The organism is Gammaproteobacteria bacterium (assembly GCA_022340215.1).
Taxonomy (GTDB): domain Bacteria; phylum Pseudomonadota; class Gammaproteobacteria; order JAJDOJ01; family JAJDOJ01; genus JAJDOJ01.
Map to the genome: position 1 here is coordinate 1 of JAJDOJ010000044.1, position 13,381 is coordinate 13,381.

Below are 13,381 nucleotides of genomic sequence, written 5' to 3' on the forward strand. Positions count from 1 at the left end.
GGAACCTCCCGATGCAACAGCGAGTACACCGCCGGGATCAAGACCAGGGTGATCACGGTCGAGGCAGCAAGCCCTCCCAGCACGGCGCGCGCCAGGGGGGCTTGTGCATCGGCGCCTTCACCGAGGCCGAATGCCAGGGGCAGCAGGGCGAGAATGGTCGTCAGCGTGGTCATGAGGATCGGGCGCAGCCGGCGCCGTCCCGCCTCGCTCAGCGCCGCGCGCGTTGCCATGCCATTGCGCCGCAGCCGTCCCGCCTGGTCCACCAGCAGTATCGCGTTGTTGACCGCGATGCCACACAGCATGATACAGCCAATGGCCGATTGCAGGTTGAGGGTCGTGTCTGTGAAGAATAGGATCAGCAGCACACCCACGGCCGCCACCGGGACCGAGAGCATGACGACCAGGGGGTCGCGCAGGGACTCGTACTGGGAGGCGAGCACCATGTAGACCAGCACCAGCGCGAGCAACAGGGAAAGCGCCAGCTCGCGAAATGCCTTCTGCTGTTCCTCGTAGTTCCCGGCGATGCTCAGGTCGTAACCAACGGGGCGGGGAATCGCCTCGAGACGCGTACGGATCTCAGCCGCCACCGTACCGAGATCACGTCCCGCGACATTGGCGGTCACTGACACCACGCGCTGCTGATCCTTGCGCTCGATGACCACCGGACCGCGCCCGCTGTCGGTCGTGACCAGGTTGCGCAGGGCCACCTGCTCGCCGCTCGGGGTGTACAGCGTGAGGTCCAGGATCTCGTCGATGGAACGCTTCTCCGCGTCCTCCAACTGCACCAGGATGCGATAGGAATTGCCTTCGGCGCGAAATTCCCCGGCCTTGGCGCCGGCCACGGCGGTCTCGATGACCTCGGTCACATCCCGTACGTCCAGACCCAGATCCGCGATCTTGTCGCGCAGCACCTGAATCCGCTGCTGCGGAACGCCCGCCTGGCGGCTGATATCCACATCCGTGACACCGGGCACATCGGCGATGGCCTCCGCCACCCGCCGGGCCAGCGCACCCAGCGTGTCCAGATCGAAGCCACGCACCTCAATGGTGATGCCCTCCTCGCCCGCCAGGAGACGTTCGAGCAGAAACTGACCCCGAGGTGCGCGCGTGCGGATCGTCATCCCCGGGATCTGCCCCTCCAGGCGCGAGCGCAGATCCCGGGCGATGTCCTCGTTGGAGCGCTGTCTCTCGGCCGCTGGTGTCAGCGACAGGCGAATCTCACCCTGCGCCTTAGGACTTCCGCGCGTACCGGAGGTCACCACCGATACCACCGATGAAACCGCTTCGGGTACCGCGTCGTAGACGTTGTCCTCCATCACCCTGGTCTGGCGGTCGATGAGATCCAGGCGGGTCCCTACCTCCATCTCGCCTGTCACACGTACCTCGCCCTCGTCGCTGGGCGGCAGGAACTCGGTGCCGATGTAGGGCAGCAGCAGAAGACTGGCGGCGAATAAACTCGCTGAAGCAGCGATGGTCAACAGCCGATGCCGCAGTGCGGCCTGAAGCAGATTTCCATAGCCACGTTCCATGGCTGCGAATCCGGCTCCAGCCCGCGCGGACACCCTGGCGGCCCAGGTGCCGCCCGTCCGCACAACGCGTCCGGCCAGTAGCCGGGAAGCCAGCATCGGCACCAGACTGAGCGCCACCAACAGGGAACAGAACAGGGAGAACATGATCACATAGGCCAGTTCCTTGAACAGCACACCTGGAACACCCCGAACGAACGCCAGGGGCAGGAAGATGGTCAGCGTGGTCACAGTGCCGGCGATCACCGCCGAAGCCACCTCCTTTGTGCCCGACACGGCCGCCTCTTCCGGCGACTCGCCCAGTTCCTGGTGTCGACGGTAGATGTTTTCGAGCACCACCACCGAGCTGTCCACCATCATCCCCACACCCAGGGCGAGTCCTCCCAGTGTCATCAGGTTAAGCGTGAAGCCGCCGAAATAGAGCAACGCGAAGGTAGCCACCACGGAGATGGGGATGGCCAGGGAGATCACGATGGTACTGCGCAGGTTTCTCAGAAAAAACAGCAGCACCAGTACCGCCAAGGCCCCACCGTAGAGTACCGACCGTGTCACATTGGTAATGGACCGTTCGATGAAGTTGCCCTGATTGATGACGGGCACGATGCGGACCTGCGGAAACGCCCGGTTGAGTCTGTCGACCTCCGCCAACACCTGCCGTGCAACCTCCACCGTGTTGGCCCCGGCCTGTTTACGGATCGCCACGCGCAGCCCGCGCTCGCCGTTGACCCGGATCATGCGGGTCAGCTTCTCGTAGGTGTCCTCGACCTTCGCGATCTGCCCCAGTGTGACCAACGAACCGTCCCGCTCGCTGATCACCGTGTTACGGATCTCGTCCAGATCGGCGAATTCAGCGGGGGCCCGCAGGGTCACCTCGTAGCGCCCGCGCTCGATCTTGCCCGCGGGGAGATCCAGGTTCGCATCGCGAATCGACGTCAGGATTTCGTTAAACGACAATGCCAGCGCGCTGACCCTGCCCGGATCAAGCGCCACCCTCACCTCTCGGGTAAAGCCGCCCCATGGGTCCACCTGGGCAACCCCGGGGATGCGCGCGAAGCGGTATCGGACCTGGTCCTCGACGAACTGCGTGAGTTCGACCGGGTCCAGCGGACTGGAAATCCCGAGCAGGACGACCGGAAAGGTATCGACGTCGAATTTGGAGACCCGCGGTCCGACGATCTCGTCTGGCAACTCACTGATCTCGTCCTCCAGGGTGGCGCGAACGTCCGCCGCCACGGAATCGATGCTGGAGCCCCAGGCAAAACTGACCCGCACGCTGCTGTTTCCCTCGTAGGACTGCGAGGTCATCTCCACCACCCCAGGCACGGTCGCCACGATCTCCTCCACGATCTGTGAGACCATGCGCTCCATCACGATCGGGTCCGCACCTTCGTATTCGGTGCGGACCGTGAGCGTCGGTAACTCGATGCTGGGTAAGAGGTCGATCTGCAGGCGGCTGAGCGCCACCGCGCCCAAAACCACGACGATCAACGTCGCCATGGTGGTAAGCACCGGTCTGCGTACGCTCGCGAGCGCCAGGTTCATGGAGCGGTGACCGTACGCTCCCCGGAGATACGGATGGATGCGCCGTCTTCGAGCATCTGCTGACCCAGGACGACGACCTTCCCCTCGAGGCCTTCACCCTGTATCTGGACTCGATCGCCCTGACGGATACCCGGCCGCACCTCGCGCCACGTGACCGAGGTACCCTGCGGGTCCACCACAAACACACCCTTACGTCCGTCGCGCGTGGTCAGCGCCTGCTCCGGAACGATGACCGCCGCCTCCTCTCGACCCAGCAGCACCGTGGCATGCACGAACATGCCGGGCTTGAGGCGCAGTTCGAGGTTGGAGGCCCGAAGCTCCACCCGTGCCTGGCGTGTGGATTCCCGGAACACCGGCGCGATGCGCTGGACCACCCCCTGGAATCTCTCTCCGGGAAAGGCGTCCGTCGATATCGTCACATCCTGCCCATGGCGCAGCCGCCCGTATTCCCGCTCGGTGACGAAGAACACCCCCGTGATGGGATCCAGCTCCACGATGCGCAGCAGTGGGGCATTGGCGGCCACGGTCTCTCCCTCGTCCACGTAACGCTCCGCCACCACACGCCGGTCGCTGCCGCCGCGCCAGCCCGCGGCGACCTGGGTGTACCCGAGTCGTATACGCGCGGCTTCGAGCTCCGCCTCGGCACGGGTGACCTGAGCCTTGGTCACCTCCATCGCGGCCAGTTTCGCCAGCTCCTCCGCCTTGGCCGCGTCCCGCTGCGACTCCGAAATGACACCGCGTTCGCGCAACTGCTCGATGCGCTTCAACGCACGCTCGGCGATCTCCAGCAGGCTCCGGGCCTCGGCCCGACTGGCCCGCGCCACCTCCAGATCGGCCCTGGCCCGCGCGACCGCCTGCACATATTCTGCGTCGTCCAGCACCGCGACCACCTGTCCTCGGGTCACCTCGTCGGCCAGATCCGCATTCAGCCGTTCCAGGCGTCCGCCCACCTTGGGCGCCACGACGAACTCGGCGCGTGCCTCGAGGGTACCGGTGAACGTACGCAGCCAGTCGATGGGACCGTGCTCGATCGCGACGACCTCCACCGGCACCACCTGGTTGCCCGCCCCCAGCACCGCCGTCTTCCCGCCATCTTGCAGGCGCTGGTGAATCCCCCATGCCAGGAGCCCTCCCACCCCCAACAGAGCCGCGGTCACGATCAGGATCCTTGCGCGGGGATGTGCCATCGGTGCTGAATTCTGTTCGAAGCCGGATTGAGAAAAGGGCAGTCGACGAGTCTATCATTCCCCCGATTGACCGGCGGCACCGACCACCCGGGACCGATCGCATCGACCCCGCCCCACCGGGAATGTGGCGGTGTCATAAGACGACGCCAGACTCGCCGAGAACCCACCTGGCGATCGAATCCGGAAACACGCGTTTGTATCGCGCCGGCGATTGCGACAGAATTCCCGCTCGCGAAGTTTTGCAGAGAAGTAACCATGTCGATTCCCGAATCCCGAAAAGGCGCCGCGCGCCCGCGACGCCGCTATATCCCCGCTGTGGGACCCAAGCTACGCAAGCTCCTTTACGTCGTGCTGGGGTTGTTCACCCTGTTGTCGTTCAATGCCGTCTACCTCGGCACCATCACCTTGTCGGAATGGCTCACGGGGGAGACCTATCAGAACTACTTCTATCAGTACATGTTCCTGGCGCATCTGACGCTCGGGCTGTTGCTGATCGTCCCGGTCGTCGTCTACGGCGTTATCCATCTCCGCAATGCCCACGAACGGCCCAACCGCCGTGCCGTCAATGTGGGTTACGCGCTGTTTACCGTGGCGCTGATCCTGCTGGCCAGCGGGCTGGTCCTGACGCGGGGTCTACCCCTGGTGGAAGTCCGCCAGCCTTTGGCGCGGGAGACGGCATACTGGCTCCACATCATCGCCCCGTTGCTGGTGGCCTGGCTGTTCGTCCTGCACCGCCTGGCGGGACCGCGGATCAATTGGCGTTTTGGCGGGGCCGTGGCGGGGGTCACGGCATTGTTCGCGGTGGGCATGCTGACGCTCCAGGCCCAGGATCCGCGCCAGTGGAACGAGGCCGGCCCGGCCAGTGGCGAGAAGTACTTCTTCCCGTCCCTGGCGCGCACTGCGACCGGCAATTTTATCCCTGCGAAGACGCTGATGATGGACGACTATTGCCGGGAGTGTCACGCCGATACGCACGAGAAATGGTCGAATAGCGTGCACCGCTTCGCGTCATTCAACAACCCGGCCTACCTGTTCTCGGTACGCAACACACGTGAGTTTTCGCTCGAACGCGACGGCACCGTCCAGGCATCGCGCTTCTGCGCGGGGTGTCATGACCTGGTGCCGTTCTTCAGCGGCGCCTTCGACGATCCCGATTTCGATGACGTGAATCACCCGACCTCGCAGGCCGGCATTACCTGCACCGGTTGCCATGCCATCACCCACATGAACAGCAACCGAGGCAATTCGGATTATACGATCGAGGAGCCGCTGCACTACCCCTTCGCGTTCAGTGACAATCCCTTCCTGCAATGGGTCAATCGCTCGTTGGTCAAGGCCAAGCCGGATTTTCACAAGAAGACCTTCCTGAAACCCCTGCACAGGACGCCGGAATTCTGCGCCGGGTGCCACAAGGTGCACCTGCCTCCCGAACTCAACCACTACAAGTGGCTGCGTGGCCAGGATCACTACGACCCTTATCGCCTGAGCGGGGTATCCGGTCACGGCATCAAGAGCTTCTACTATCCCCCGAAGGCCGAGCACAACTGCGCGGGCTGCCACATGCCGCTCGAGGCTTCGGATGATTTCGGCGCCAGGCCCTTCGACGGCAAGGGGGTGCTCAAGGTGCACGATCACCAGTTCCCTTCCGCCAACACCGCGATCCCGCACCTGCTGGACCTGCCGGACTGGGTCATCGACGCGCACCGCAGATTCCTCGAGGACACCGTACGGGTAGACATCATGGCCCTGCGCGAAGGCGGTACCATCGACGGCAATCCGATCGGGCCGATCCGCCCGCAGATCCCGGCGCTTCGACCCGGCGCCACCTACCTGGTCGAGGTCGTGCTTCGCACCATGAAGCTGGGACATGTCTTCACGCAGGGGACCGCCGATTCCAATGAGGTGTGGCTGGATGTCGCTGCGACCAGCGGCGGCAGGGTCATCGGGCGCAGCGGCGGCCTGGAGGGGGAGACCGGGGAGACGGATCCCTGGTCGCACTTCGTCAACGCCTACGTGATCGACCGCGAGGGGAATCGCATCGATCGCCGCAACCCGGAGAACATCTTTACGGCGCTCTACAGTCACCAGATCCCCCCGGGGGCCGCGGACACCGTGCACTTCGTGCTGCGCGTCCCCGAGGCCGCCGGCCCGAACATCAGGCTGGAGGCGCGCCTGCAGTACCGCAAGTTCGATACCGCATACACGCGCCAGTTCCTGGGCGAGGGTTTCACCCACAACGACCTGCCGATCGTCACCATCGGCAGCGACACCGTGGTGCTGCCGGTCGCCGGTCGCGGCACGGCAGATCCCACGCAGTCGCGCGACATCCCCCCATGGCAGCGCTGGAACGACTACGGCATCGGCCTGTTACGCAAGGGCGGCCCCGGTCAGCTGCGCCAGGCCGAGGAAGCCTTCCGCCGTGTCGAAGCGCTCGGCCGGGCGGACGGACCGTTGAATCTCGCCCGCGTCTACATCCGCGAGGGCCGTCTGGACGAGGCCGTGGACGCGCTGCGCCGGGCCGCCGATCATGAACCGCCGGCCTACCCCTGGTCGGTAGCCTATTTCACCGCGGTGGTGAACCGCCAGAACGGTTACCTGGACAAGGCGCTGCAAGGCTACGCCGATATCGTCAACACGCGGTATCGGGAGGCTCACGAGCGGGAGTTCGACTTCAGCCAGGATTACACCCTGCTGAACGAGTACGCCCAGACCCTGTTCGACCGCTCCAAACTCGAGCGCGGCAACGTCGATCGGCGCACCGCATACCTTCGCGAGGCCGAACGCTGGTTCCAGCTGGTCCTGGAGCTGGATCCCGAGAATGCCGAGGCGTACTACGGGCTGTCGCAGGTGTACACACACCTCGGCGATCCCGACAAGGCACAGACGCACCGTGCCCGCTACGTCAAGTACAAGGCCGACGACAATGCCCGCGACCGGGCGATCGGACTGGCGCGCCAGAAGAGCGCGCCGGCAAATCACGCCGCCGATGCGATCGTCCTTTACGATCTGCAGCGCCCGGGCGCCTACGGACTGGGCGAGCCGCCCACGGAAACGGTGGCTTCGCGATGAACGAGGTACGCAGCTCGGCAGTGCGAAACGAAAGGATGGAACACAACGCAGCCCACGAGGAGGTTCCCCAGGACGATACCGTCATCGCTCGGGCCTTGAAGTGGTCGCTGATCGCGTTGGGCGCCGCCGCCGTACTGGGCGTCGGGACATGGCTGATCCTGCGGCGGGAGGCGCCCGAGCCGGTGGTCCAGGATGCGGCCAGGGTCGTCGCGCAGCCCATCGCCGAAGCGATCGAGGTTGCCCCACCCCCGGTGCGCTTTGCCGACGTGACCCGTGCCGCAGGCGTGGACTTCGTGCATGTGAATGGCGCCTACGGCGAACGTCTCCTCCCGGAGACCATGGGCGGCGGTGTGGCGTTTCTGGACTACGACAACGACGGCCTGCAGGACCTGCTGTTCGTCAATTCCAGCACCTGGCCGTGGCGCACGCAGGAGACGAGGCCTTCACCCCCGGCACTCTACCGCAGTCTCGGCAACGGCAGGTTCGAAAACGTCACCGAGCACACCGGGCTCGGGACGATCGACATGTACGGAATGGGCGCCGCCGTGGCCGACATCAACGGCGACGGTTATTCGGATATCTTCCTGAGCGGCGTCGGTCCGAACCGGCTGCTGCTCAATGAGAAGGGGGAGCGTTTTACCGATGCAACGTCGCAGGCCGGCGTGGCCGGCGATGACGACGCATGGAGCTCGAGCGCGGCGTTCTTCGACTACGACCGGGACGGCGACCTGGATCTGTTCGTGTGCAACTATGTAAAGTGGTCACGCGAGATCGATCTTGGCGTCGACTACCGGCTGACGGGAATCGGACGCGCATACGGCCCGCCGACCAACTACGCAGGGAGTTACTCCTACCTCTACCGCAACAATGGCGACGGCACGTTTACCGATGTCAGCGAGGCGGCGGGCATCCAGATCGACAATCCCGCCACCGGACTACCGGCCGGTAAGGGACTCGCGGTGCATCCGGTCGATATCGACGCCGACGGCTGGCTCGACCTGATGGTCTCCAACGACACGGTGCAGAACTTTCTGTTCCTGAACCAGGGAGACGGCACCTTCGAGGAGAGCGGCATGGCATCGGGCCTGGCCTTCGACAACAGCGGCAAGGCGACCGGCGCCATGGGACTCGATGCCGCCGCCTACAACAATGACAGCGAGCTGGCCATCGCGGTGGGGAATTTCTCCAACGAGATGAGCTCGTTCTACGTCTCCCGCGACGGCAGTGCGTTGTTCACCGACGAGGCCATCGTCTCCGGCGTCGGCGCCGAGAGTCGGCGTGCTCTGAGCTTCGGCGTGTTCTTCTTCGATTACGACCTGGACGGCCGGGCGGACCTGCTCCAGACCAATGGCCACGTCGAGGACGAGATCAACGTGGTGCAGCCGAGTCAACACTACGAGCAGCCTACCCAACTTTTCTGGAACTGCGGGCCGCAGTGCGCGCGCAACTACGTGCACGTGGCGCCGGAAGACACCGGCGATCTGGGGCTACCCGTCGTCGGACGGGGCGCCAGTTACGGGGACATCGACCAGGACGGCGACCTCGACGTGGTGATCACGCAGGTCAATCGCGCGCCGCTGGTATTGCGCAACGACCAGTCGCTAGGTCATCACTGGCTGCGCGTGAAGGTCAAGGGCACGGGTCTCAACCAGGACGCCCTGGGCGCACGCGTCGACATCACCGCCGGCGGGGTCTCGCAGACGCGCACGGTCATGCCCTCGCGCAGCTACCTGGCACAGGTGGAACTGCCGGTTACCTTCGGCCTGGCCGATGCGGCGCGCGTGGATCACCTAAAGGTGACCTGGCCCGACGGGACGACCCGGCAACTCAGCGACGTGGCAGCGGACCAGGTACTCGAGGTGAGTTATCCGGCCGAGGACCTCGATGCCTCGAAAGCATGACCCGGTCTTCCAGCAACGGTAAAGGGGTCAGAACCCTTTAAGGGCGCCTAACTCGATTTGGCTATCGTCCGGAGCCGGCTTCGTCACGGGTTTCTTTGGCCGGCCGCGAGCGCTGTAGCCGACTTTGACGCCAAGTGCCCGTTCGATCTGTGCGCGGAAGCGTTCGTTGCCGAGCGGTGTTCCAGTCTGTAGATGAGGAGCGCACCTCGCGGAGCATTGCGGAATCCGGGTGGGACAAGCATAGGCGGCGATAGGCGTTCTGGCGATCGGCCGGCTGTTTACCAAGGCCCATGTAGAGTCCATGGGGAGAGAGCGACGGATTGGGCTCGCCAAGGGCGTTGGCGCGGTAACTGGATCAGCGATAATCTTCGGGGGTATCGACCATCGCGGCGCGTACGGGATTGAGTTCGATATAGCGGTAGCAGGCGAGCAAATAGCCCTCTTCTTGGATGGCGTTCGCCTTGTAACGGCCTTCCCACAGGGTTCCGGTGAGTTGGTAGCTGTGGTTGATGTTAGGGTACGAACCGTCTGCCGAGTGCCTGTAGCGTGGCACCGATCGCTTCCGCTTTGCGCGGCGTCATCAGCAGATGGATGTGATTCGTCATCAACACGTACGCGTGGATCGAGCAACCGTGATCGCTTGCGGCCTGGCCTAACCACTCGAGGTAGACTCGGTAGTCGTTGTCGTCAAACAACACCGCCTGTCGATTGTTGCCCCGTTGCACGACATGGACGGGAACGCCCGGAAGGAAGAAGCGTCGTTTGCGGGGCATGCACAGACTCCTGGCTACGGTCGGAAGCGTAGGAGTATATCCTAAAAAGGGTTCTGACCCCTTTACTGCTTTACTGCTAACAACATAAGGAGCACATATGTCTATGACAGAAGAACTCAAGGCGATCAAGCCAGAGTACTTTGAAACAGTCGCCAGAAAAGTAGCGAGCGAGAACGATTATTCCGATTATGATCTAACTATAAAGTTTGCTGCGCACCGACGGAAATATGCGATATATGATCTGATCTGTAAGAAAATTGAGAACGACGGAAAACCATTATCAGAAGAAGCACTAATCCATGCAATAGGGTTTGAGCATATGCTGAGAACTTTAATTGTCATAGGCGAAAAAGCTTGCGATAGAAAAGGCACCAAAACATGATTGTGCTAATCGGATAGCCGGGGGTTCTCTGAGGTGGACCCCAATCGTTGGACAGTTGTAGACCGGAAACACAGGATAAATGGGGTCAGCACCCTTATTTCTCTCACGCGGACCGCTGTAGTCGGAAAAGGTTACTGACCCCATTTATCTGAAAACCAGGAATAAGCAGTGATCGATGATTATAAGAAAACAATGAAATTAATAAAGTATATCGAAAAAAATTTGCCGATTTTTGCTTATCCAGCAAAGAATCTCGTTCATTCGTTAAGGGAAAATAATAATCAGAAAATTAAGGCAAAAGAAAAATTAAGAATTGATCGGGTATTATATTTGGGAGATGAAGGTGGTATTGGGTGCTATATCATGATAAAAAACGAGAAAAAAGCACTTATTGTATCTTTAACTCATTTACGCATTGAAAAGAGACATCCCTTATTCAAAGAAATACGAGCTTATCAACTTGAAAGGATACGAAAATTAGGAAATTCAACCTATTTGCCACCAAGGAGAATAGGATCATGAGCAAGAAAGAATCAGAGATAGCGTCTACTGCCAACACATTCAAGCCATACTGCATGTTCTGCGGATCAACTGTTGGTCAGATAAGTGATCGCACGGAAGAGCGTATAACGGCGATATATGATTGTCCAAAATGCAGGATGAATTACTGTGATCAGTGTAGTTACGGAAAAGATATTGAGGGGAAATCAGTGCAATTTTGCTTGCGTTGTGATAGCCCTATTGAGAAGGTGGCGTGACGGGATAGAGTCAGTCCATCAAAGAACGCAATGGCAGCGGGGATGAGTTCGATCTTAAGCAGTATGTTTATATGTTTACATCACTAAAGAAGGACGGGAGTATCTTAAGCTTCGGGACGACTTGCTGAGGACTTTAGAGCCTCGGAATCTGGTGAGAGCTGTACTGACCAGGTTTATCTTTACTCTTTCGGAACAAAACCGCAAACTCGCGCAAAACTGGGATTGATCTTGAGCAGGAGGTGAACCTGCTCTGGCTCGGCGGGAAATCCCATCAAGGGCGCACCGATGAAACTCTTGAGCAAACCGAAAAAACATTTCGGCTTACGACCGATCAGGCGCAGTGGAACCACCCCTGGAGCGAGCTACAGCGGATCCACCTCGAGGGCTTTGAATTCCACGACGTTACCTTGATAGAGAATCTGTGGAGACGGTTCTTGTGGCGCCTGCATCGTTGCACGATCGAACAATAGGCGTTGCCTGGCTTGTTCTTTGTCTCCAATGGGGTTTCGTTGTCGCCTACCGACGCTTGTCTCTGAGATTAAATTCGTAGAGCGCGTCGTCATAGGCCGCCGCAGGGTAACGATAATCCTCCCAAGGAAAATTGTGCAAGATCGCAAACCATTCCCCATCAATGGTATTGAGCAGGTATTGATTGTCTGCATGAACCTCATGAATGAGCGCGATTTGGTGGTCTTGTGCGACGTGGGGTGTTAGCATTCGGGCATTCCCTTGTTTTGCGCTAATTTATGCAAAGGCTCTTTAGATTGAACTTGCCTAACCCGCCCATACAGCTGACTCGCTATCGCTCGCGGCTGATGGGCAACGTCAGCGAATGGTCGCCCGACGTGAGTGAATTGATTTCAACCATCATCTATCAATTTAACAGAGGGGAAAGACCGTGAAAGCCAATGCGCTTTTTCTGCTAGTGACAGCGGCCACAATACCACTTAGCCTAACTGCCAAAGACACTCATTTCAGTGCACATAGTCCAGTGTCCGATCACGTAATCGCCGAGCAAAGACACGATCTTGCGGTGAGCACTGAGGGCAAAGGGTTTGGCCCCCAGGCACCACGCGATATTGATTCAGCGACGGGAAATAACAACGTAGCATTCAACGTGGCGCCGGGATACGGTGAGATGAATCTGTGTAATATTCATTTTCATAAGAACGCGGAGCATGCCGGAGGCGAGTTTACAAAATATGCTGGTAATGGTGATGGGCACGGGTACCTGAGTGGTTATCAGTATTCGGGTCATCTAACAAAGTCAGAGTTGGTACCTATAGACGATAAAATTTGCCCAAGCGAGCACGGCAGTCTATATCCGGGAGACACCATTGAAGTCCACTATGTTTATTCCACCGCGCGGGTTAAACCGGGTCCTACTCTGGGCTCCTGTCTCAGTGACGCGATTAAAAATCCACAATTGCGTGTAGAAGCGCAGGTGTATGTCTTGGTAAATGACGGTAATGCCTTAGATTTTGGTGACTTAACCAAGCATGGACAGAAACATGGTTTATACCAGGCATTGAATCTTCCTGATAATACGGGCACTCCGGTTCAATACGCGGGTTCAACCACTGGTCCCACTTACAACGAGGTAGGCTCTCCTTTTCAGGTAAGTTGGAGTGTCCGACCCAAAGTCGCCAAGGTCAATATTGCAACCGTTGGCGAGTGGTGCAAAGGAAATGTCTTCGACGAAGATCATGCGCATGGAGTAAGAAATCTAGTTAAAAATCCTGATCTTCTTTCCACAATCGAGCGATAATGTTCACTGTGACCTAAATTATCGCTAACGACTGAGGTTAGATCGTGAGATTGAAGCGAACCATGATCTGAACCCATCTCTGCAGCGGACACTAGTCCCGTCACCCATGGCGTTACCGCGCCAATTGCGCCGCCTCAAGTGCTGCTGACCCCAAGCGTGCACAGCAAATGCACGCCGACATCAATCAGGCCCGAGTGGGTCGCCCTATCCATCGAGGCTAGTCACCATCAGCGGCCAGACAGAGCTGAATGCTATCCGAGTTTGAACACAGGTGCGTACACAAGCGCCGAGAGCGCAAGGCTAACCATCAGGGAATTAACCATAATGTCATCAATGGCTTGAGAGCCGAGCCCCGCTTCTGCTTCGGCAAGTAGACGACGTCGATCTGTGGTTATCCGCTCGCCTGGAGCGGCATCGCGGACTCAAGTAGAATCCCGCAAGCTGTTTTGGCTTGGTTTGCGAGCCGTGTGAAGGG

Annotated in this window: 8 protein-coding genes and 1 pseudogene; 5 read left to right on the forward strand and 4 right to left on the reverse strand. The window is 60.0% G+C overall.

From position 1 onward, the window contains the following. A partial coding sequence (locus LJE91_03055) for an efflux RND transporter permease subunit (protein ID MCG6867724.1) occupies positions 1–3,068 on the reverse strand: 3,068 nt, incomplete at its 3' end. Then, the gene (locus LJE91_03060) at positions 3,065–4,255 is read right to left on the reverse strand and encodes an efflux RND transporter periplasmic adaptor subunit (protein ID MCG6867725.1); all 1,191 of its coding nucleotides are present in this window, start codon (positions 4,253–4,255) and stop codon (positions 3,065–3,067) included. The genes LJE91_03055 and LJE91_03060, both read right to left, overlap by 4 nt. Before the next feature lie 255 nt (positions 4,256–4,510). On the opposite strand from LJE91_03060, the gene LJE91_03065 reads away from it, so the two are divergent. Together LJE91_03065 and LJE91_03070 are read left to right on the forward strand one after the other, a co-directional pair. Further along, entirely contained in the window at positions 4,511–7,324 is a 2,814-nt protein-coding gene (locus LJE91_03065; protein ID MCG6867726.1) for a tetratricopeptide repeat protein, read from the forward strand. Positions 7,325–7,359: 35 nt separating this feature from the next. Beyond that, positions 7,360–9,225, forward strand: a complete 1,866-nt coding sequence (locus LJE91_03070; GenBank protein MCG6867727.1) for a CRTAC1 family protein — start codon at positions 7,360–7,362, stop codon at positions 9,223–9,225. A 27-nt stretch (positions 9,226–9,252) separates the two neighbouring features. Here LJE91_03070 and LJE91_03075 read toward each other — a convergent pair. Next, a pseudogene (locus LJE91_03075) lies at positions 9,253–9,998 on the reverse strand (transposase). A gap of 103 nt (positions 9,999–10,101) precedes the next feature. Between LJE91_03075 and LJE91_03080 the strand changes: the two are divergent. Both LJE91_03080 and LJE91_03085 read left to right on the forward strand, forming a co-directional pair. Continuing rightward, the gene (locus LJE91_03080; protein ID MCG6867728.1) at positions 10,102–10,380 is read left to right on the forward strand and encodes a hypothetical protein; all 279 of its coding nucleotides are present in this window, start codon (positions 10,102–10,104) and stop codon (positions 10,378–10,380) included. 168 nt (positions 10,381–10,548) lie between these two features. Continuing rightward, positions 10,549–10,902, forward strand: coding sequence for a hypothetical protein (locus tag LJE91_03085; GenBank protein ID MCG6867729.1), 354 nt, complete (start codon positions 10,549–10,551; stop codon positions 10,900–10,902). A 752-nt stretch (positions 10,903–11,654) separates the two neighbouring features. On the opposite strand, the gene LJE91_03090 is transcribed toward LJE91_03085, so the two are convergent. Next, positions 11,655–11,855, reverse strand: coding sequence for a hypothetical protein (locus LJE91_03090; protein ID MCG6867730.1), 201 nt, complete (start codon positions 11,853–11,855; stop codon positions 11,655–11,657). 223 nt (positions 11,856–12,078) lie between these two features. Here LJE91_03090 and LJE91_03095 point away from each other — a divergent pair, with 223 nt between their 5' ends. After that, positions 12,079–12,906: a hypothetical protein gene (locus tag LJE91_03095; protein ID MCG6867731.1), complete on the forward strand. Its 828-nt coding sequence runs from the start codon at positions 12,079–12,081 to the stop codon at positions 12,904–12,906. Positions 12,907–13,381: the final 475 nt, after the last annotated feature.